Genomic DNA, 19,433 nt, shown 5'->3' on the forward strand with positions numbered 1-19,433 from the left:
CGACGCGGGGCGGATCGACGTGGTCCGCCCCGCACTGCGCCTCGCGCTCGTGGTCGTCGCCGCCGCGCTCCTCGCCTCCGGTGTCGCCGCGCTCCGCAGCGGCCCGTCCTCCGAGGCCGGCGAGTGCATCGACAGCCGCACCCCGCAGGACCCCTTCGGCTGCGACCGCTGGGTGCTGACCGCGGCAGAGGGGGAGACCCCGTACACGGCCTGGGTCGAGGACGCCCGCGTCCGCCTCCGCTCCGAGAGCGTCGGGGGTGCGCCGACCCTGGTCGTCGGCACCGGCTGCCTCGTGGTCAGCGCCGCCTACCGGATCGACGACGGCGTGCTGATCCCGGGCGACGACGTGACCGGCTCCGACACCTGCTCCGACACGCCGAGCCCCGAGGCCATCCGGCTCCGGGCGCTCCTCTCCGGCCCGATGACGATCGGCGGCACCCCCGACGACGTGCTGCTGGACGGCACGGGCGGAGCGGTCGTCTTCTCGCGGATCCCCGACTGAGGCTCCCGGCGCCCTCGCGAGCCGGGGGAGCGCAGCGGATAGGATCGTCCCTCGTGGTCACCCGTCTCTCGCATCTGTTCGTCCGCACGCTCCGGGAGGATCCCGCCGACGCCGAGGTCGCGGGCCACCGCCTCCTCGTCCGCGCGGGCTACATCCGCCGTCAGGCGCCCGGCGTCTTCGCCTGGCTGCCGCTGGGCCTGCGCGTCAAGCGCCGCATCGAGCGGATCATCCACGAGGAGATGGAGGCGGCCGGCGCCCAGGAGGTGCACTTCCCCGCGCTCCTGCCCCGCGAGCCCTACGAGCTCTCGGGCCGCTGGACCGAGTACGGCGACGGCGTGTTCCGCCTGAAGGACCGCAAGGACGCCGACTACATGCTGGCTCCCACGCACGAGGAGTTCTTCACGCTGCTCGTGAAGGACCTCTACTCCTCCTACAAGGACCTGCCCCTGTCGATCTACCAGATCCAGGACAAGTACCGGGACGAGGCGCGGCCCCGCGCGGGCCTCCTGCGCGGCCGCGAGTTCACGATGAAGGACGCGTACTCCTTCGACTACACCGACGCCGGCCTCGACGCGAGCTACCAGCGCCAGCGCGACGCCTACGAGCGGATCTTCGCCCGCCTGGGCCTGGAGTACGTGATCGTGCAGGCCGACGCCGGAGCGATGGGCGGCTCCCGGAGCGAGGAGTTCCTGCACCCCACCCCCGTCGGCGAGGACACCTTCGTCCGGTCGGCGGGAGGGTACGCGGCGAACGTCGAGGCGTACCGCACGCCCGTCCCCGCGGCGCTGCCCGTCGAGGGCCTGCCCGAGGCGCGCGTCTTCGACTCGCCCGACACCCCGACCATCCAGACCCTGGTCGACCTGGCGAACGCGACGCAGCCCCGCCCCGACGGCCGCGCCTGGACCGCCGCCGACACCCTGAAGAACGTCGTCCTCGCGCTCACCGCGCTCGACGGCACCCGCGAGCTCGTGATCATCGGCCTGCCCGGCGACCGCGACGTCGACCTCAAGCGCGCCGAGGTGGCCTTCGCCCCGGCCGAGGTCGAGGCCGCCACCGCGGAGGACTTCGCGAAGCACCCCGGACTGGTCAAGGGCTACATCGGACCCTGGTCGGCCGAGGGAGCCGTCCTGGGCGAGGAGTCGGCGACCGGCGTCCGCTACCTGCTCGACCCGCGCGTGGTCGACGGCACCGCCTGGATCACCGGGGCCAACGTCTCCGGGCAGCACGTCCTCGACCTGGTCGCCGGCCGCGACTTCCACGGCGACGCCACCGTCGAGGTCGCGGACGTCCGCACCGGCGACGAGGCGCCCGACGGCTCGGGCCCGATCGAGACCGCCCGCGGCATGGAGATCGGCCACGTCTTCCAGCTCGGCCGCAAGTACGCCGACGTCCTCGGGCTGAAGGTGCTCGACGAGAACGGGAAGCTGGTCACCGTCACGATGGGCTCCTACGGCATCGGCGTGACCCGCATCCTCGCCATCATCGCCGAGGCCACCCACGACGACCGCGGACTGCTGTGGCCCGCGAACGTCGCGCCGTTCGACCTGCACGTCATCGCGACCGGCAAGGACGCGGCGGCTCTCGAGCTCGCCGAGTCGGTCGGCGCCTCCCTCGAGGCCGCCGGCCGCGACGTGCTGATCGACGACCGCCCGAAGGTCTCGCCCGGCGTCAAGTTCGGCGACGCCGAGCTGATCGGGGTGCCCGTGATCGTCATCGCGGGGCGAGGAGCGGCAGACGGGATCGTCGAGCTGTGGGACCGCCGGTCCGGCGAGCGCGAGCAGCTCCCGGTCGCCGAGGCGCTCGCCCGGCTGGGCGCCTAGACCCGACACGCCGAGGGCCCCGCCACCGCTTCCCGCGGCAGGCGGGGCCCTCCGTGCCTCGGCAGGAACCGCGGGTGGAACCCCGGGCCGCGTCGGGTACCCTTGAGGGCTGATCCGGGTGAGAGCCCGGCAGGCGAACGACCGCGGTCACCACCGCGGCATCCAAGTGAATAGAGAGAAAGGCCCGCCCGTGGACATCGACCTGAGCGTTCTGCGACTCATGGAGCGCGAGCGCGAGATCCCCTTCGAGGAACTCGTGCAGATCATCGAGCAGGCGATCCTGACCGCCTACCTCAAGCACATCGGCCAGGCCGACGACGCCGACAAGGCCACCGCCGTCGACGCGCGCGTGCACCTCGACCGCAAGACCGGTCACGTCTCGGTCTTCGTGCCCGAGCTCGACGAGGAGGGCGCCGTCGTGGGCGAGGCCGAGGACTCCCCGCGCGACTTCGGCCGCATCGCCGCCTTCGCCGCGAAGCAGGTCATCAACCAGCGCCTGCGCGACATCGCCGACGAGCACGTGCTCGGCGAGTTCAAGGGCCGCGAGGGCGACATCGTCGCCGGCGTCATCCAGCAGGGCCCCAATCCGCGGATGATCCACGTCGACCTCGGCTCCATCGAGGCGATCCTCTCGCCCGAGGAGCAGGTGCCCGGCGAGGACTACAGCCACGGACGCCGCATCCGCGTCTACGTCACGAGCGTCGGCCGCGGACCCAAGGGCCCGTCGGTCCAGGTGTCCCGCACCCACCCGTCGCTGGTGCGCAAGCTGTTCGCCCTCGAGGTCCCCGAGATCGCGTCCGGCGTGGTGGAGATCGTCTCCCTCGCCCGCGAGGCGGGCCACCGCACCAAGATCGCGGTGCGCGCGACCGAGCCCGGCGTGAACGCCAAGGGCGCCTGCATCGGCGAGCTCGGCCAGCGCGTGCGCGCGGTGACCGCCGAGCTCAACAACGAGAAGATCGACATCGTCGACTACTCCTCCGACCTGCCGACCTTCGTCGCCAGCGCGCTCTCGCCCGCCAAGGTGACCAGCGCGTTCGTGATCGACCAGAGCCTCAAGGCCGTCCGCGCGCTCGTCCCCGACTACCAGCTCTCGCTCGCCATCGGCAAGGAGGGCCAGAACGCCCGCCTCGCCGCCAAGCTGACCGGCGCGAAGATCGACATCCAGCCCGATTCGGTGATGGACGGGGAGTGATCCCCGAGCATCGGCCGTGCGGGGGAGCGGTCCCGGAGGGGAGGGAGTAGAGTGGAAGCCGTCAGAACGTGCGTCGGCTGCCGTCTGCGCGCCCCCCGGGCCTCTCTTCTGAGGCTGGTCCTCCACTCGAACGTCCTCGCGGTAGACCCGCGTGCCGTCCGTCCTGGTCGGGGAGCGTGGCTCCACGACACAGCCGACTGCTACGAGCTCGCGGTCAAGCGCCGCGCGTTCGGAAGAGCGTTCCGGACACGCGAGAGCGTGGACGCGAGCGAGCTGGAGCAGTACATCGCACGATCCGACCGGCTCGGCCCCTCGACCGGAGGGGCCGGAGCAGCGCACGATCACACCATAGAGAACAGGCAGAACGGCCCGTGAACTGATCATGAGCGAAGACTGATGAGCGGCTCGAAATGAGACCCGTCCGTTCGTGACGCCTGCCCCCGTCTTGGGTGCAGGCCCAAGACAGGAGAGAAGTGGCAAAACCACGCGTACACGAGATCGCATCCGAACTGGGTGTCGATAGCAAGGTCGCACTTGCGAAGTTGAAGGAGCTCGGCGAGTTCGTCAAGGGCCCGTCCTCGAGCATCGAACCCCCGGTGGCGCGCAAGCTCCGCCAGGCCCTCCAGGGCCAGGGCGGTTCCTCCGCGGGAGCGTCGGCGACCCCGGCCGCCCCCGCCGCCGGCGCCCGTCCCGGGGCCCCGCGCCCCTCCGGCGCGCGTCCGTCCGCGCCCACGCCCGGACCGGCCAAGCCGCCCGCTCCGGCGCCGGCACCGCCGATGTCGGTCGCCGAGCGCCAGGCCCAGGCTCAGGCCGCCCAGGAGGCCGCGGCCGCTCAGCGCGCTCAGGCAGCCAAGGACGCGCCCGCCGAGGCCGCCGCTCCGGCTCCGACCGAGGCCCCCGCGGCTCCGGCCGCCGCCGAGAAGCCGGCGTCCGGCGCGACCCCCGGCGGACCCAAGCCCGTGACCCCGCGTCCGGCTCCCGCCGCGAACACCCCGCGCCCCGGCGGCGCCTCGGGCGGCTCCAACCGCCCCGGCGGCACCCCGCGCCCGGGCAACAACCCGTTCGCCAGCAACCAGGGCATGGGACAGCGTCCCGCCGCCCCGCGCCCCGGCAACAACCCCTTCGCCAGCTCGCAGGGCATGGGATCGCGTCCGACCCCGGGCAACATCCCCCGCCCCGCTGCTCCGCGCCCCGGCGCGCCCCGACCCGGCGGACCCGGCATGGGCCAGCGCCCCGCCGGCTTCGGCCAGCGTCCCGGCGGACCCGGCGGCGGAGCAGGACGTCCCGGCGGTGCCGGTCGTCCGGCCGGCGGCGGCTTCCAGCGCCCCGGCGGCGCTCCCGGTGCCGGTGGCGGCTTCGCCCCGCGTCCCGGTGGCGGCGGCGGCGGTCGCGGTCGCGGCCCCGGCGGTGGAACCGCAGGAGCCTTCGGTCGCGGCGGCGGCAAGAGCAAGGCCCGGAAGTCCAAGCGCACGAAGCGTCAGGAGTTCGAGCTCAGGGAGGCCCCGTCGCTCGGCGGCGTCAGCGTCCCCCGCGGCGACGGCAGGACGGTCATCCGTCTGCGCCGCGGCGCGTCGATCTCGGACTTCGCCGACAAGATCGAGGCCATGACCGGCGTGCCGGTGCCCCCCGGCAACCTGGTCACCGTCCTCTTCGCCCTCGGCGAGATGGCGACGGCGACCGAGTCGCTCGACGAGGCCACCTTCGAGGTGCTCGGCTCCGAGCTCGGCTTCAAGATCCAGGTCGTCTCGCCCGAGGACGAGGACAAGGAGCTCCTCGAGGGCTTCGGTCTCGACCTCGAGCAGGAGCTCGACGACGAGACGGACGAGGACCTCGAGATCCGTCCGCCGGTCGTCACCGTCATGGGTCACGTCGACCACGGAAAGACGCGCCTGCTCGACGCGATCCGCAACGCCAACGTCGTCGCCGGCGAGGCGGGCGGCATCACGCAGCACATCGGTGCGTACCAGGTCGTCGCGGAGCACGAGGGCATCGAGCGCCCGATCACCTTCATCGACACCCCGGGTCACGAGGCGTTCACCGCCATGCGAGCCCGCGGTGCCCAGGTCACGGACATCGCGATCCTCGTGGTCGCGGCGGACGACGGCATCATGCCGCAGACCATCGAGGCGCTGAACCACGCCCAGGCGGCCAACGTGCCGATCGTGGTCGCGGTGAACAAGGTGGACAAGCCCGACGCCAACCCGGCCAAGGTGCGCCAGCAGCTCACCGAGTTCGGGCTCGTCGCCGAGGAGTACGGCGGAGACGTCATGTTCGTCGACGTGTCGGCTCGCGCGGGCACCGGCATCCAGGACCTCCTGGACGCCGTGCTGCTCACCGCGGACGCCGGTCTCGACCTGCGCGCCAACCCCAACAAGGAGGCGCGCGGAGTCGCGATCGAGGCGAAGCTCGACAAGGGACGCGGTGCGGTCGCGACCGTGCTCATCCAGTCGGGAACGCTGCGCGTCGGAGACGCGATCGTCGCCGGAACCGCCTACGGCCGCGTCCGTGCGATGGCGGACGAGAACGGCAACGCCGTCCTCGAAGCCGTGCCGTCGCGTCCGGTGCAGGTGCAGGGACTCTCGTCCGTGCCCCGCGCCGGCGACACCTTCCTCGTCACCGAGGAGGACCGCACGGCCCGTCAGATCGCCGAGAAGCGCGAAGCCGCTCAGCGCAACGCCCTGCTGGCCAAGGCCCGCAAGCGCATCTCGCTCGAGGACTTCACCCGTGCTCTCGAGGAGGGCAAGGTCGAGTCGCTCAACCTCATCATCAAGGGCGACGTGTCCGGTGCCGTCGAGGCGCTGGAGGAGTCGCTCGTCAAGATCGAGGTCGACGACTCGGTGCAGCTGCGCATCATCCACCGCGGTGTCGGTGCGATCACGGAGTCGGACGTCAACCTCGCGACGATCGACAACGCGATCATCGTGGGCTTCAACGTCCGCCCCGACCCGAAGGCCCGCGAGCGCGCTGCTCGAGAAGGAGTGGACATCCGCTTCTACTCGGTCATCTACAACGCGATCGAAGAGGTCGAGAACTCGCTCACGGGCATGCTCAAGCCCGAGTTCGAGGAGGTCCAGTCCGGTGTCGCCGAGATCCGCGAGGTGTTCCGCTCCTCCAAGTTCGGCAACATCGCGGGTGTCATCGTCCGCTCCGGCACGATCACCCGCAACTCGAAGGCGCGCGTCATCCGTGACGGCGTCGTGGTCGGGGACAACCTGGCCATCGAGTCGCTGCGTCGCTTCAAGGACGACGTCACGGAGGTCCGTACGGACTACGAGGCCGGTATCGGACTCGGAAAGTACAACGACATCCAGATCGGCGACGAGATCGAGACGATCGAGATGAAGGAGAAGCCGCGAGGCTGATCCGCTCCACTGGAAGGCCCGGGTCCGCCCGGGCCTTCCGGCGTCTCACGGCGCTGTTCGTGCGGGATCGGGAGGGGACTCTCGTCCTCTCGCGCCCTGCGGGAGGAATCGGGGGCCGCCCGTGTCCCGGAGGTGCGCACCCTCCAGCGTGCGCTTCCGCACCCCCGGGTGCGGGAGACCGACCCCGATCAGGCGCTCCTGTCTCGGTGGGTGCGCCCGCTGAACGAGCAGCTCGCGAGCAGCGCGCCTGCGGGCGACGTCCGGCTCCCGATCCAGCACCTGAGCCTTCCCACCCCGGTCCCCGAGGATCCGGGGGGGCGGACCCGCACCCCCTCCGATCGCGGGCACGGGTGGGGTGCCTCCTCGCGGCTCCTGGCCGGGCCTGGCGGGCGGGCCGCAGGCCCGCGGGAGGGAGCCGCGAGGAGGCACCCCACCCGCGCCGTCGCAGACGCGCAGTCGAGGGGCATCACGCCCCAGAAGCAAGGCCCCCTCGGACGCGACCGGTCGTCCGGGCGGAGAGTGGTTGAATGGCGAGCTGAACGGTTCGCCGAGAGAGATGTGAGGACCAGCCATGGCAGATCCGGCCCGGGCGAGGAAGCTCGCCGAACGTATCCAGGTGATCGTCGCGAAGCGGCTCGAGCGCGGTCTCCGCGACCCGCGCCTCGGCTTCGTCACCATCACCGATGTCCAGGTGACCGGCGACCTGCAGCACGCCTCGGTGTTCTACACGGTCTACGGCACCGACGAGGAGCGCGCCGATTCGGCCGCGGCCCTCAAGGCCGCCACCGGAATGCTCCGCACCGAGGTGGGCAGGAACATCACGTCCCGGCTCACGCCGTCGCTCGAGTTCATCCTCGACGCGGTGCCCGAGAACGCGAAGCACATCGAGGACCTGCTCGCCGCCGCGCGCAGCCAGGACTCGCAGGTGCAGTCGCTCGCCGCTCAGGCGGACTACGCCGGCGAGGCCGACCCCTATGTGAAGCCCCGCGAGGACGACGAGGACTAGGCGCCGAGCCCGAACACCGCGGAGCCCGTGGCGACGTCGACCGATTCCAGGACGACGACGACACGGGCTCCCGGCGTGAGCGGGGCCGGGACGTCGACGGTGATCTCCGGGTCGAGCAGCTGGACCGAGGAGCGGGTGCGCGCCGAGGAGACGACGATCCCGCTGAAGGAGGCTCCTTCGCGGCCGCGGAGGACGGCGGCCTCGACGATCGCGGTCGCCGCACGGGAGGCGGCTCCGGCCCGGCGGTCGCTCGCGGCGAGGAGCGGCGGGAGCAGGGGCAGCGCCTCGCGCAGCTGCGACGGGATCGTTCCGCCCCGGGACACCGCGAGGCAGACGGCGAGGCCGAACCGGTCGACCAGGCGCCGCAGCGGCGCGGTGACGTGCGCGTACGGCGCGGCGAGGGCCGCCTGCGCGGGATGCTCCGGCGGGGCGCCGTCGAAGGCGGTGTAGCCGGCGCCGCGGAACAGGCTCGCCGCGGCGTACATGATGGCGAGCTGGGCGGGGTCGTCGGTGTCGAGGCGGCGCAGGTAGGCGCCGTAGGCCTCCTCCTCGGGCCACGGGACGCCGAGCGCCGCGGCTCGGGAGCGGAAGGCCGCGACGGTGGCGGGGTCGGCCTCGGGCATGGTCCGGAGGATGCCCACCCCCGCGTCGAGCATCATCGTCGCCGCCGCCATGCCGGTCAGCAGCGAGACCTGGGCGTTCCAGCCCTCGACGGCCAGGGGAGCGCGGCGCTCGACCCGGTAGCCGCCGTCGGCGGCGACGATCTCCTCCTCGGGCAGCGTCAGGCTCGCTCCTCCGCGCTCGGCCTCGCGCGCCAGGCGCTCGCGTCCGAACCAGGGGAGGAGGGCGAGGGAGGGGTGCGGATCGCCCGCGTCGACGCTGCGCTGCACGCCCTCGTAGTCGAGCCGGGCCACGCTGCGGACGAGCGCCCGCTCGAGGTGCACCGAGCGCGGCTCCGCCCGCTCGTCGAGGGTCAGCGTCCAGACCAGCGCTCGGCGCGTCTCGTCCGGCAGGAGCGACGCGGTCCCCTCGGAGAGGACCGCGGGGTGCAGCGGGACGCGGCCGTCCGGGAGGTAGTAGGTCTGGCCGCGGCGGCGCGTCTCGGCGTCGAGCGCTCCGCCGGTGCGGACGACCGCGGGCACGTCCGCGATGGCGTAGCGGAGGACGACGCCCTCCGACGTGCGCTCCAGGTGGAGGGCCTGGTCCAGGTCGAGCGCGCCGGGCGGGTCGATCGTCACGAAGGGGAGGTCCGTCCGGTCGACGCGGTCCTCGTCGTCCGCTCCGGCGTCCGCGTGCTCGGCCTCGGCCAGCGCGGCCGGCGGGAACGGGCCGGGCAGGTCGTTCTCGACGCGGACCGCGGCGAGGGCGCGCTGGACGTCCTGGGCGAGGTCGACGTCGAGGGCGCGCTCGACGGCGGCGTCGGGGCGGGGGAGGCGGAGGCGGCGACCGGTCACGGCGCCGACCCTACCCGCCTCCTCCGACGCGGACGGCGGTCGACGGGCCCTCAGGAGCCGGGGAGGAGGTAGCCGTCCTCCGGGCCGCCCGTCGCCAGGCCGTCGGCGAGGAGCCCGGCCAGGGCGCGACCGCGCTGGTCGGCGTCCGGCCAGAGAGACTCCACCTCGGCCGCGGTGACCGGGCCGTGCGCGGCGCGCAGCTCGGCGAGGATGAGGCCGCGGACCTGGCGGTCCGAGCCCTCGAACCGCTTCTGCTTCGCCTTCACGGGCCCGGTGTGCTCGGGGTACCCCTCCGCCCGCCAGCGGCAGAGGTCGCGGATCGGGCACTCGTCGCAGCGCGGAGCGCGGGCGGTGCAGACGATCGCCCCCAGCTCCATCGCGCCCGCGTTGAAGGCCGCCGCCTCGGAGAGCGACTCGGGCAGCAGCGCCGACATCGCAGCGAGGTCGGCCCTCGCGCGGGGCGGGCCGGGCTCCGCCGCTCCGTCGACCGCGCGCGCGAGGACCCGGCGGACGTTGGTGTCGACCACGGGGTGCCGCCTCCCGTAGGCGAACACGGCGATGGCGCGGGCGGTGTAGTCGCCGATGCCGGGCAGCGCGAGGAGGGTCTCGACGTCGTCGGGGACCACGTCGCCGTGCTCCTCGGCGATCGCCACGGCACAGGCGTGCAGGCGCAGGGCCCGCCGCGGATAGCCCAGGGACTGCCAGGCGCGCACCGCCTCGCCGGGAGGGACGGCGGCGAGAGCGGAGGGTGTCGGCCAGCGCTCCAGCCACTCCGCCAGACGCGGGACGACGCGGACCACCGGGGTCTGCTGCAGCATGAACTCGCTGACGAGCGTGCCCCAGGCGGGGAAGCCCTCGCGGCGCCACGGCAGGTCGCGGGCGCTCGTGCGGAACCAGGCGGTGATCGCGTCGGCGAGAGGGTCGGAGGGCATCAGCCCACACTAGGCGGCGGCGCGTATCGTGGGCGGATGACCAGGTGGGCTCCGCAGAAGGCCGATGTGCTCGACGCTCTCGCGGCGGAGGTGCTGCACAACTACGGGCGCGGACGGGTCAAGGTCGGGATCGACGGCGACGACCCCGCGGTGAGCGCGGCGTTCGCGCTCGACCTCGCGGAGGCGCTCCGCCGGGCCGGCAAGGACGCGATCGTCGCGCACCTCGCCGACTTCCGACGTCCCCGCGCCGATCGGGACGACCCCGCCGTGCCCGAGGAGCAGCGCTCCTACGCGGCCGGGTACGACTACGAGCTCCTGCGCCGCGTGCTGCTCGATCCGTTCACCCTCGGCGGCAGCACCGGGTTCGTGCTCGCGGGCTTCGACGCAGTGCGCGACGAGGCGCGGCAGGCGCGCTGGCGGACCGCCGGCCGCGACGCGGTGCTGCTCGTCGACGGCGAGTTCGCCCTCCGGCCGGAGCTGCGCGGAGCGTGGAGCACCAGCATCCGCCTCGACACGCAGGAGCCGCCGGTGGACGCGGCGTACCGCGCCACGACGGACCCGCGCCGGCTGGCGGGGATCCTCGTCGACGTCCGCGATCCGGAGCAGCCCCGGCGCCTCTTCGCCGACTCCTGCTGAGCCTCGGGACGGAGGCCGCCGCCGCGGGCGGCGTCCGTCCGACAGGGCCGCGGGCTCAGACCAGGGCGGCGCGGCGCACGACCTCCGCCGGCGGCACGAAGGCGCCCGCCCGCTCTACCTCGTGCACCAGGTCGACCAGCAGCTGGTTGACCGGTGCCTCGCGCCCGCCGCGGTGAGCGGTGCGGACCACGGCCCCGGCCAGGTGGTCGATCTCGCTCGGCACTCCGCGGCGGACGCTCTGCAGCGTCGACCCGGGGTTCGGCACCTCGCCCATCCGCGCGGCCATCCGGCGGGGGAGCAGCTCGACCAGGGGCAGGGGAGCGGCGGCCAGGGCGCGGACGGACGTGTTCGAGAGTCCCTGCAGCGAGCCGAAGCGGACGCCAGACGCGAAGCCCGTCCGGGCGGCCTCGCGCATCGACCGGGCGAGGACGCGCCGCAGCCCCGGATCGTCGATCGTCTCCTGGACCGAGAGCCCGGTGATCGCGGGCAGGGCGTTGACCTCGTTGATCAGCAGCTTCGTCCACTGCGCCCCGGTGAAGTCGTCGGTGACGGCGGTGGGGACCGCCTCGCCGAGCACGGCGGCGGCCCGTCGCACGTCGTCGTCGGCCGGGCGGCCGGGGACGCCGAGCGTGGTCGTGGCAGGAGCCGTGACGGTGACGCGGCCGGGTTCGAGGTGGCTCGCGGCGAAGAGGGCGAGAGCACCCACGAGCCGGGCGTCGCGCACCTGCCGGGCCGCCGCGGTGAGTCCGTCCAGTCCGTTCTGGACGACGACGACGAGGGTGCCGTCGACCGTGCGGCGGTTGGTGCGCAACGCGTCCTCGGCGTCCTGCGCTTTCGTGCAGACGAAGGCGAGATCGGGCACCAGGTCGAGGGACTCGCCGCAGCGGACCCAGGCGGTGTGCTCGCCCCACGCCCCGTCGAGCCGGATCCCCGACCGGCGGATCGCGGTGAGGTGGTCGCCTCGGGCGGTGACCTCGACGTCGTGCCCGGCGCGGTCGAGAAGGGCGGCGATGGTGCCGCCGACGGCGCCTGCTCCGAGTACTGCGATCCTCATCCGGACAGCCTAGGACGGGCGGGCGAGGGCTCCGGCTCCACCCCGGGGGTACTCCCGATCCGTCCGTGTATCCTCGCACCCGTGCTCGAGACCCCCGCCCCGGCTCCGAACGGGATCCTCCTGCTGGACAAGCCCGGCGGCATCACCAGCCACGACCTCGTCTCGCGGACCCGCCGCCGTGCGGGGACCCGCAAGGTCGGCCACGCCGGGACGCTCGATCCGATGGCGACCGGGCTGATGATCCTCGGTCTCGGCCCCTCGACGCGCCTGCTCACCTACCTCGTCGGCCTCGACAAGCAGTACGAGGCGACGATCCGGCTGGGCTCCTCCACCACCACCGACGACCAGGAGGGCGAGGTGCTCGCCTCGGCGGAGCCCGCCCTCGTCGCGGCCCTCGCCCCGGAGTCGGTGTCCGACGCGATCGCGGCCCTCACCGGAGCGATCGAGCAGGTCCCGAGCACGGTCAGCGCGATCAAGGTGGACGGCCGCCGCGCCTACGCCCGCGCCCGCGACGGCGAGGAGGTCGTGCTCGCCTCCCGCCCCGTGACCGTCTCGGAGTTCGCCGTCCTGGCGAGCCGCCCGGTCGAGGGGTTCCTCGACCTGGACGTGCGCGTCACCTGCTCCTCCGGCACCTACATCCGCGCGCTCGCCCGCGACCTGGGCGCGTCCCTCGGAGTCGGCGGCCACCTGACCGCGCTGCGGCGCACCGCGGTCGGCCCCTTCTCCGTGGCCCAGGCCGGCGAGATCGACGAGCTCGACGTCCCCGCCGCGCTCCTGCCGCCGACGCTCGTGGCGGGCGAGCTGTTCCCCCTGCTGCGCCTCGACGCCCAGGAGGCGGGCGATCTCGCGAACGGCAAGCGCATCCCGGCCCCGGAGGCGGTGGCGGGCGCGAAGGGCCTCCTCGCCGCGGTCGGCCCGGGGGAGCGGCTGATCGGCCTCGCCGAGCGGCGCGGCACCCAGCTCAAGAGCGTCGTCAACTTCCCGACCGAGGACCTGCGGACGGCCGCCTCGTGATCGAGTGGTTCACGATCCTCCAGGTGGGGATCGCCGTCGCGGCCGGCCTGCTCTGCCTCGTGCTCGGGCTGCTCGCCCGCCGTCCCTCGGACGTCTCGGTCGGCGCGACGGCGATCGTCGAGCTGCTGCTGATCGTCCAGCTGGCGGTCGCGATCGTGTCGCCGCTGGTCGGCAACCGCCCGTCGGGGAGCCTGCCGGAGTACTACATCTACCTGATCTCGGCGCTGCTCCTGCCGCTCGCTGCCGGGTTCTGGGCGCTCATCGAGCGGAGCCGCTGGAGCACCGTGATCCTGGGCGTCGCCTGCCTCTCGATCGCGGTCATGGTCTACCGGATGCACCAGATCTGGTTCTTCCAGAGCGCCTGATCGGGCCCGCCACCGGGCCCGGCCCGGCGAGCGCCTAGCATGGACGTGCGATGTCGAAACCAGCCAGCGATGCGTCCGGACGGGCCGCTCACGACCCCTCAGTCCCCTCGGCCCCCGGGAGCGGAGAGCCGAACCGTTCCGCCCGCTCGCGCGGGATCGGCAGCCTCCTGGTCGTGGTCTACGGGATCCTCGCGCTCGCCGCGACGGGGCGCTCCGTCTTCCAGATCATCGACCGGTTCGACGAGGCGCCGCTGGCGTTCTCGCTCTCGGCGCTCTCGGCCGTCGTGTACATCGTCGCGACGGTCGCCCTGATCGTCCCGGGCCGCGCTTGGCAGCGGGTCGCGTGGGTGACGATCACCTTCGAGCTGGTGGGCGTGCTCGTGGTCGGCGCGCTCAGCCTCCTCGCTCCGCAGCTCCTCGGGCTCGCGAGCGCCGACCCGTTCGGGCGCCAGTCGACGGTGTGGGCGGCCTTCGGCGCCGGCTACCTGCTGATCCCGCTCGTCCTGCCCGTGCTCGGCCTCTGGTGGCTCCGCGTGCAGGGGCGGCGCGCGGCCCGGGCGGCCGCCTGATGCGCGTCGAGACCCGCCCCGGCGACCTGGCCGGGATCGGACCCTCCGCCGTCACGATCGGCAAGTTCGACGGCGTCCACTCCGGGCATCGGGCCGTCATCGGCCGGCTGCACGAGCGGGCCCGCGAGCAGGGGCTCGCCGCCGTCGTCGTCACCTTCGACCGCAATCCGCTCAGCGTGATCGCGCCGGAGAAGTGCCCGCCCGTCCTGGTCGGCAACGAGCAGAAGCTCGAGCTCCTCGCGGGGACCGGCGTGGACGCGACGCTGCTGCTCACCTTCGACGAGGCGTTCCGGGCGCTCTCGCCCGAGCAGTTCGTCGAGCAGGTGCTGGTGGAGGCGCTCGAGGCCCGCGTGGTCCTCGTCGGCTCCGACTTCCGCTTCGGCGCCCGGGGAGCGGGCGACGTCGACCTGCTGCGCGTGCTCGGCGGGCAGCACGGATTCGAGGTGGAGCTGATCGACGACGTGCGGCCCGAGGACGGGCGCCGCGTCTCCTCCACCTGGATCCGCGAGCTGCTGGCCGAGGGCGACGTGGAGCACGCGACGCGCCTGCTCGGGCACGAGCCCGTCGTCCGCGGCGTGGTCGTGCACGGAGCGAAGCGCGGCCGCGAGCTGGGCTTCCCGACCGCGAACCTCTCGCCGCAGTCGCAGGGCCTGATCCCGGCCGACGGCGTCTACGCGGGCCGGCTCACCACCGACGGCGTCACGCATCCCGCCGCGATCTCGGTCGGCAGCAACCCGACCTTCGTCGGAGTGCCGCCCAAGCAGGTCGAGGCGTACGTGCTCGATCAGACGCTCGACACCCTCGACCTCTACGACCGCGTGGTCGACGTGGCGTTCGTCGGCCGGATCCGCGGCCAGGTCGCCTACGAGGGCGTCGAGCCCCTCATCCGCCAGATGAACCACGACGTGGTGCAGGTCCGCGAGGTCCTCGGCATCGACTGAGCGGGATGCCGGCCGCCGCCTAGCAGGGGCCGCGGGCCCGCACCAGCGGGAGAGGTCCCGGGGCCATCGGCGTACCGTGGCCGCATGAGCGAAACCCCCTCCGACTCGGCGCGCCCCCTCGCGCTCGTCACCGGCGCGACCGGCTACATCGGCGGCCGGCTGACGCCGCGCCTCCTCGAGGCGGGCTTCCGGGTGCGCGTCCTGGTGCGCGACCCGCGCAAGCTGGTCGACGTGCCGTGGGCGGAGGAGGTCGAGGTCGCCCAGGGCGATCTCGGCGATCCGGAGTCGCTGGAGGCCGCGGTCGAGGGCGTCGACGTCCTCTACTACCTCGTCCACTCGATGGGCTCGGGCAACGACCACGCCCACTTCGAGGAGGTCGAGAGCCGCGCCGCGCAGAACGTCGCCACGGCCGCGAGGTCGGCCGGCGTCGGCCGCATCGTCTACCTCGGCGGCCTGCACCCCGAGGGCCAGGAGCTCTCGAAGCACCTCCGCTCGCGCGCTGAGGTGGGCCGGATCCTGATGGAGTCGGGAGTGCCGACGATCGCCCTGCAGGCGGGCGTGATCATCGGCTCCGGGTCGACCTCGTTCGAGATGGTGCGCCACCTCACCGACGTGCTGCCGTACATGCCCGCGCCGCAGTGGGTGCGCAACTTCATCCAGCCGATCGCCGTGCGCGACGTGCTGCACTACCTGATCGGCTCCGCGTCGCTCGAGGACGCCACGCTCAACCGCACCTTCGACATCGGCGGGCCCGACGTGCTCCGCTACGGCCAGATGATGAACGGCTACGCGGTCGAGGCCGGACTCCCGCAGCGGCCGATCGCGTCCCTGCCGGTGTTCACCCCGTGGCTGGCCTCGCAGTGGGTCAACCTGGTCACGCCGATCCCGCGCTCGCTCGCGGTGCCCATCATCGCCTCGCTGCAGTACGACTGCGTCGTGCACGAGCAGGACATCCGCGCGCTCATCCCCGACCCCGAGGGCGGGCTGACCTCCTACCGCCGCGCCGTCCGGCTCGCGCTGGGAAAGATGCAGGCGGGCGAGATCGAGACGAGCTGGCAGAACGCGGAGGTCGTCGGCGCTCCCAGCGATCCGCTGCCGAGCGACCCGGAGTGGGCCGGCCACACGGTCTACGTGGACCTCAAGGAGCGCCGCACCCCGGCCGACCCGGCCAAGCTCTGGCGCGTCATCGAGGGCATCGGCGGCACCAACGGCTGGTACTCCTTCCCGCTCGCGTGGGTGATCCGCGGCTGGATGGACCGCCTCGTCGGGGGAGTGGGCCTGCAGCGCGGGCGCCGCGACTCCGCGCGCCTGCACGCCGGCGACGCCCTCGACTTCTGGCGCGTCGAGGAGATCGAGCGGCCGAAGCTCCTGCGCCTGCGCGCCGAGATGAAGGTGCCCGGCGGGGCCTGGCTCGAGATGCGCGCCGAGCCCTCCGGAGACGGCGGCTCGGTCTACACGCAGCGCGCGGTGTTCTTCCCGCAGGGCCTCGCGGGCAGGCTCTACTGGTTCGCGATCCTGCCCTTCCACGGCATCATCTTCAACGGCATGGCCAACCGCATCACGGCCACCGCGGCCGACCTGCCGGACTCCGGCGACGAGCGCTCCCCTGGCGGGCGCCGGGTGCAGCGGTGACAATGGAGGGGTCCGGCGGCGGCGAGGCCGCCCGGGACGCCGACGAGAGGAGCACGATGAGCGAACGGTCGAGTACGGACGCGGGGCGCGGACTCCAGCTGGGGAAGGTCCTCTTCATCGGGGACAGCATCATCCAGGCGGGAGCCTGGGGCGAGTGGCTGACGGAGTCGACGGTCGTCGACGAGGGAGTCGGAGGGGCCACCACGGCGGACGTCGTCGCGCGGCTCGCCGAGCTGGTCGCGCAGGAGCCGGACACGGTGGTGCTGCTGATCGGCACCAACGACCTCGCCTGGCACCGCACGACGGAGCACGTCGTGCGCAACATCGAGACGATCGTCGCGACGTTCCGGCGCGACCTCCCGGACGTGCGCATCCTGGTGACCTCGGTCCTGCCGCGCGGACACGAGTTCGCGCCGCAGATCCGCGAGATCAACCGCCACCTGTGGCAGTTCGCGCCCACGGCGCACGCGGGCTACCTCGACCTGTGGCCGGTGCTCGCGGGCGAGGACGGCGGACTGCTCGAGCAGTACTCGCCGGACGGCCTGCACCTCAACGAGGACGGCTACCGCGCCTGGCGCGAGGCTCTGGGCCCGGCGCTCGAGGCGGTCGTGCGGATGCCTCCGCGGACCCGCCCGATCACGCTGCCCTACGACGAGTTCGCGCGGCCGAAGACGGCCTAGCGCAGCACAGTGGAGGGGGAGTCGACCGCAGGGTCGGCTCCCCTTCCGTCATTCCGCGGCCAGGGCGGCCTCGAAGGCCGCGAGGGCGTCCGCGGAGAAGAGGACGAACCGGACCTCGTCGAGTGCGCCGTCCGCGGTCGCCTCGCGGACCGTCTCCACCGCGATGCGCGCCGCGTCGTCCATCGGCCAGCCGTAGACGCCCGCCGAGACGGCCGGGAAGGCGAGCGTCCGCGCACCGAGACCGACGGCGGTGCGCACAGACTCGCGGTAGGCCGAGGCGAGGACGGCGCTGCGGTCCTCCGACCGCGAGTGGACGGGACCGACGGTGTGCACGACCCAGCGGGCGGGGAGGCGGCCGGCGGTCGTGGCGACCGCGGAGCCGGCGGGCAGGCCGTCCGGCAGCTCGGTCCCGCGGAGCCGGCGGCACTCGGCGAGGATCTCCGGTCCGCCCGCGCGGTGGATCGCGCCGTCGACGCCGCCGCCGCCGAGGAGCGACGAGTTCGCCGCGTTCACGATCGCGTCGACGTGCTCGCGGGTGAGGTCGCCGCGCACGGCTCTCAGGGTGGTCACGACTCCTCCTCCAGGCTTCGTCCGAGGGCAGCGATCGCCGCAGGTCCCACGCGGCAGCAGCCGCCGATCAGATCCGCTCCCGCGGCGCGCCAGGAGGCGACCAGCGCGGGGTCGAAGGCCGCGTCGCCTGCCCAGCGACGCTCGACGGCGTCCCACTCCTCGCCGCTGTTCGGGTACACGACGACCAGCTTGCCGGTGACGGAGCGGGCGATGCGGACCGCCTCGGCGACGTCGCCGGGCGGGCAGCAGTTCACTCCCACGCCGACCACCTCCTCGGAGGCGGCGGCGACGGCGAACGCCTCGGCCAGGGGCTCGCCGGCCGCGGTGCGGCCCGAACGGCCGCTCACGCAGATCCAGGCGGGGACCGAGGAGCCCGCGAGGGCCTCCACGACGGCCCGCACCTCCCGCACCGACGGGATGGTCTCGACGGCGAGCAGGTCGGGCCCGGCCGCGGCCAGGGCCTCCAGGCGCGGCCGGTGCCAGGCGGCGAGCTCGCCGACGGTGAGGCCGTCGTCTCCGCGGTACTCGGAGCCGTCGCCGAGGCTCGCACCGAAAGGGCCGACGGAGGCGGCGACCCAGCCGCTCTGCGCGCGCCGGGCCAGGTCGACGCTCTCCCGGAGGGCGCGCTCGGCGAGGCCCGGGGCCAGCCCCGCGGCTGCGAATCCGCTCGCGGACACCTGGTAGCTCGCGGTCACCGCGACCCGGGCGCCCGCCTCGGCGAAGGCGCGGTGCGCGGCGACGACCCGGCCGGGCTCCTCCAGCAGGACCCGGGCGCTCCAGAGAGAGGAGTCCACCCCGGCCCCCTGCTCCTCCAGCTCCGTGCCCAGGCCCCCGTCGAGCAGCAGCGGGCGCACCCGCGCCGCGGCGACGAGGCCGGCGGTCACGAGCGGTTGTTGGAGAGCTCGAAGATCTTCACGAGCTCGGCGATCGCCGCCTCGCGGGCGTCTCCGCCCTCCTCGAACATCGCGGTGATGTGCGTGCGGAGGTGGTTCTCGACGATGAGCTTGTTGAGCGAGCCGAGCGACTTCTGGATCGCGAGGGACTGCGTGACGATGTCGACGCAGTAGTCCTCGTTCTCGATCATCCGCTCGAGGCCGCGCATCTGGCCGCCCAGGATCCGGGCACGGTGCAGCGAGCGCTTCTTGAGGTCCTCGATCACTCCTCCAGCCTACGCGCCGCAGGCGGTACCCGGGCGGGGTATGCGCGCCTACGATCGAGGGGTGAGCACCCGCAAGCCGTCCCGCGCGACCGCCGCCCGCTACCCCTCGCGCGACCGCGCCCGCATGGCGCTCGCGCCCGGGATCCTCGGCGCGATCGTGCTGCTGGCCGGGCTCGCCCTCGTCGGCTCCGACGCCTACGACTTCATCCGCTACCCGGTCGCGATCCTCGCGGCGGTCATCGGCTGGTTCGCGATCCAGGCGCGCGCACTCCTCTGGCTGATCGGGCTCGTCCCCGTGCTCGTGCTGTGGAACCCGGTGCTGCCGTTCGCGTTCCCGGACGCGATCTGGTTCTCGCTGAGCCTCGCCGCGGTCGGCGTCTTCGTGGCGGCGGGTCTCGTGATCCGCGTCCCGACCCCGGAATGACGACGAGCGCGACCGTCCGCGCGGCGGAGCGCCGACCGGACCGCCCCGAGGAGTACACTGGCGCCGCACCCGCACGCCGGGGATGCTGCGACCGGGTCCCAGACCCGTTGCTCGGAGCTCC

General features: G+C 73.6%; 20 protein-coding genes. 14 read left to right on the top strand and 6 right to left on the bottom strand.

Annotation, left to right across the window (positions count from 1 at the left end; all coding sequences use genetic code 11):
• The first annotated feature begins 19 nt into the window (after positions 1-19).
• The 6 genes from C5C46_RS02980 (at position 20) to rbfA (ending at position 7,882) form a co-directional block, all read left to right on the top strand.
• Entirely contained in the window at positions 20-502 is a 483-nt protein-coding gene (locus C5C46_RS02980; RefSeq protein WP_104225591.1) for a hypothetical protein, read from the top strand.
• A 53-nt stretch (positions 503-555) separates the two neighbouring features.
• Positions 556-2,322 (top strand): proline--tRNA ligase, encoded by a 1,767-nt coding sequence (locus C5C46_RS02985; RefSeq protein WP_104225592.1) that lies wholly within the window; start codon positions 556-558, stop codon positions 2,320-2,322.
• A gap of 190 nt (positions 2,323-2,512) precedes the next feature.
• Complete coding sequence (nusA, locus tag C5C46_RS02990; RefSeq protein ID WP_104225180.1) at positions 2,513-3,514, top strand: transcription termination factor NusA; 1,002 nt, start codon at positions 2,513-2,515, stop codon at positions 3,512-3,514.
• A gap of 51 nt (positions 3,515-3,565) precedes the next feature.
• Positions 3,566-3,889: a YlxR family protein gene (locus C5C46_RS02995; protein ID WP_104225593.1), complete on the top strand. Its 324-nt coding sequence runs from the start codon at positions 3,566-3,568 to the stop codon at positions 3,887-3,889.
• Between the two features lie 98 nt (positions 3,890-3,987).
• Positions 3,988-6,876 (top strand): translation initiation factor IF-2, encoded by a 2,889-nt coding sequence (gene infB / locus C5C46_RS03000; RefSeq protein ID WP_104225594.1) that lies wholly within the window; start codon positions 3,988-3,990, stop codon positions 6,874-6,876.
• Positions 6,877-7,447: 571 nt separating this feature from the next.
• Positions 7,448-7,882 carry a 30S ribosome-binding factor RbfA gene (rbfA, locus tag C5C46_RS03005; protein WP_104223052.1) on the top strand — a complete coding sequence of 145 codons (435 nt, stop codon included), beginning with the start codon at positions 7,448-7,450 and terminating at the stop codon, positions 7,880-7,882.
• Here the strand turns inward: rbfA and C5C46_RS03010 are convergent.
• Together C5C46_RS03010 and C5C46_RS03015 are read right to left on the bottom strand one after the other, a co-directional pair.
• A complete protein-coding gene (locus tag C5C46_RS03010; RefSeq protein ID WP_104225595.1) occupies positions 7,879-9,336 on the bottom strand; it encodes a ribonuclease catalytic domain-containing protein in 1,458 nt (485 codons plus the stop codon). The two genes, rbfA and C5C46_RS03010, sit on opposite strands and share 4 nt — an antisense overlap.
• 50 nt (positions 9,337-9,386) lie before the next feature.
• Positions 9,387-10,268 carry an A/G-specific adenine glycosylase gene (locus C5C46_RS03015; RefSeq protein WP_104225596.1) on the bottom strand — a complete coding sequence of 294 codons (882 nt, stop codon included), beginning with the start codon at positions 10,266-10,268 and terminating at the stop codon, positions 9,387-9,389.
• 36 nt (positions 10,269-10,304) lie between these two features.
• On the opposite strand from C5C46_RS03015, the gene C5C46_RS03020 reads away from it, so the two are divergent.
• Positions 10,305-10,904 (top strand): hypothetical protein, encoded by a 600-nt coding sequence (locus C5C46_RS03020; RefSeq protein ID WP_146078924.1) that lies wholly within the window; start codon positions 10,305-10,307, stop codon positions 10,902-10,904.
• Positions 10,905-10,959: 55 nt separating this feature from the next.
• Here C5C46_RS03020 and C5C46_RS03025 read toward each other — a convergent pair whose 3' ends face one another.
• The gene (locus tag C5C46_RS03025; RefSeq protein ID WP_104225598.1) at positions 10,960-11,958 is read right to left on the bottom strand and encodes a ketopantoate reductase family protein; all 999 of its coding nucleotides are present in this window, start codon (positions 11,956-11,958) and stop codon (positions 10,960-10,962) included.
• An 81-nt stretch (positions 11,959-12,039) separates the two neighbouring features.
• Between C5C46_RS03025 and truB the strand changes: the two genes are divergently transcribed.
• The 6 genes from truB to C5C46_RS03055 all read left to right on the top strand — a co-directional run bounded on the left by truB (position 12,040) and on the right by C5C46_RS03055 (position 17,159).
• Entirely contained in the window at positions 12,040-12,972 is a 933-nt protein-coding gene (gene truB, locus C5C46_RS03030; RefSeq protein ID WP_104223057.1) for a tRNA pseudouridine(55) synthase TruB, read from the top strand.
• Positions 12,969-13,337 (top strand): hypothetical protein, encoded by a 369-nt coding sequence (locus tag C5C46_RS03035; RefSeq protein ID WP_104223058.1) that lies wholly within the window; start codon positions 12,969-12,971, stop codon positions 13,335-13,337. Before truB ends, C5C46_RS03035 begins: the two co-directional genes overlap by 4 nt.
• Before the next feature lie 50 nt (positions 13,338-13,387).
• Positions 13,388-13,906 carry a hypothetical protein gene (locus C5C46_RS03040; RefSeq protein ID WP_258059289.1) on the top strand — a complete coding sequence of 173 codons (519 nt, stop codon included), beginning with the start codon at positions 13,388-13,390 and terminating at the stop codon, positions 13,904-13,906.
• Positions 13,906-14,847 (top strand): bifunctional riboflavin kinase/FAD synthetase, encoded by a 942-nt coding sequence (locus C5C46_RS03045; RefSeq protein WP_104225670.1) that lies wholly within the window; start codon positions 13,906-13,908, stop codon positions 14,845-14,847. The genes C5C46_RS03040 and C5C46_RS03045 overlap by 1 nt, the downstream gene beginning before the upstream one ends.
• An 84-nt stretch (positions 14,848-14,931) precedes the next feature.
• On the top strand, positions 14,932-16,479 hold the full coding sequence (locus tag C5C46_RS03050) for an SDR family oxidoreductase (protein ID WP_104225599.1): 1,548 nt from the start codon (positions 14,932-14,934) through the stop codon (positions 16,477-16,479).
• A 56-nt stretch (positions 16,480-16,535) separates the two neighbouring features.
• Positions 16,536-17,159, top strand: coding sequence for a GDSL-type esterase/lipase family protein (locus C5C46_RS03055; RefSeq protein WP_104225671.1), 624 nt, complete (start codon positions 16,536-16,538; stop codon positions 17,157-17,159).
• 48 nt (positions 17,160-17,207) lie between these two features.
• Here the strand turns inward: C5C46_RS03055 and C5C46_RS03060 are convergent, their stop codons facing one another.
• From C5C46_RS03060 to C5C46_RS03070, 3 genes are read right to left on the bottom strand one after another with little or no spacing between them, the layout of a single operon-like run.
• Positions 17,208-17,729, bottom strand: a complete 522-nt coding sequence (locus C5C46_RS03060) for an O-acetyl-ADP-ribose deacetylase (protein ID WP_104225600.1) — start codon at positions 17,727-17,729, stop codon at positions 17,208-17,210.
• Positions 17,726-18,613 (bottom strand): homocysteine S-methyltransferase, encoded by an 888-nt coding sequence (mmuM, locus tag C5C46_RS03065; RefSeq protein WP_104225601.1) that lies wholly within the window; start codon positions 18,611-18,613, stop codon positions 17,726-17,728. The genes C5C46_RS03060 and mmuM overlap by 4 nt, the downstream gene beginning before the upstream one ends.
• The gene (locus C5C46_RS03070; protein WP_104223062.1) at positions 18,610-18,888 is read right to left on the bottom strand and encodes a metal-sensitive transcriptional regulator; all 279 of its coding nucleotides are present in this window, start codon (positions 18,886-18,888) and stop codon (positions 18,610-18,612) included. Before C5C46_RS03070 ends, mmuM begins: the two co-directional genes overlap by 4 nt.
• 61 nt (positions 18,889-18,949) lie before the next feature.
• On the opposite strand from C5C46_RS03070, the gene C5C46_RS03075 reads away from it, so the two are divergent.
• Positions 18,950-19,312, top strand: a complete 363-nt coding sequence (locus C5C46_RS03075; RefSeq protein WP_258059290.1) for a DUF6804 family protein — start codon at positions 18,950-18,952, stop codon at positions 19,310-19,312.
• Positions 19,313-19,433 lie beyond the last annotated feature (121 nt).

This window comes from Rathayibacter sp. AY1E6 (assembly GCF_002931115.1).
In the GTDB taxonomy this organism is placed as follows: domain Bacteria; phylum Actinomycetota; class Actinomycetes; order Actinomycetales; family Microbacteriaceae; genus Rathayibacter.

What these genes read in the sequence shown, in the direction of transcription:
- C5C46_RS03040 (WP_258059289.1), top strand. Translation starts at nt 13,388, where the DNA reads ATGTCGAAACCAGCCAGCGATGCGTCCGGACGGGCCGCTCACGACCCC.
- C5C46_RS03050 (WP_104225599.1), top strand. Translation starts at nt 14,932, where the DNA reads ATGAGCGAAACCCCCTCCGACTCGGCGCGCCCCCTCGCGCTCGTCACC.
- C5C46_RS03045 (WP_104225670.1), top strand. Translation starts at nt 13,906, where the DNA reads ATGCGCGTCGAGACCCGCCCCGGCGACCTGGCCGGGATCGGACCCTCC.
- C5C46_RS03025 (WP_104225598.1), bottom strand. Translation starts at nt 11,958, where the DNA reads ATGAGGATCGCAGTACTCGGAGCAGGCGCCGTCGGCGGCACCATCGCC.
- rbfA (WP_104223052.1), top strand. Translation starts at nt 7,448, where the DNA reads ATGGCAGATCCGGCCCGGGCGAGGAAGCTCGCCGAACGTATCCAGGTG.
- C5C46_RS03015 (WP_104225596.1), bottom strand. Translation starts at nt 10,268, where the DNA reads ATGCCCTCCGACCCTCTCGCCGACGCGATCACCGCCTGGTTCCGCACG.
- C5C46_RS03055 (WP_104225671.1), top strand. Translation starts at nt 16,536, where the DNA reads ATGAGCGAACGGTCGAGTACGGACGCGGGGCGCGGACTCCAGCTGGGG.
- C5C46_RS03020 (WP_146078924.1), top strand. Translation starts at nt 10,305, where the DNA reads ATGACCAGGTGGGCTCCGCAGAAGGCCGATGTGCTCGACGCTCTCGCG.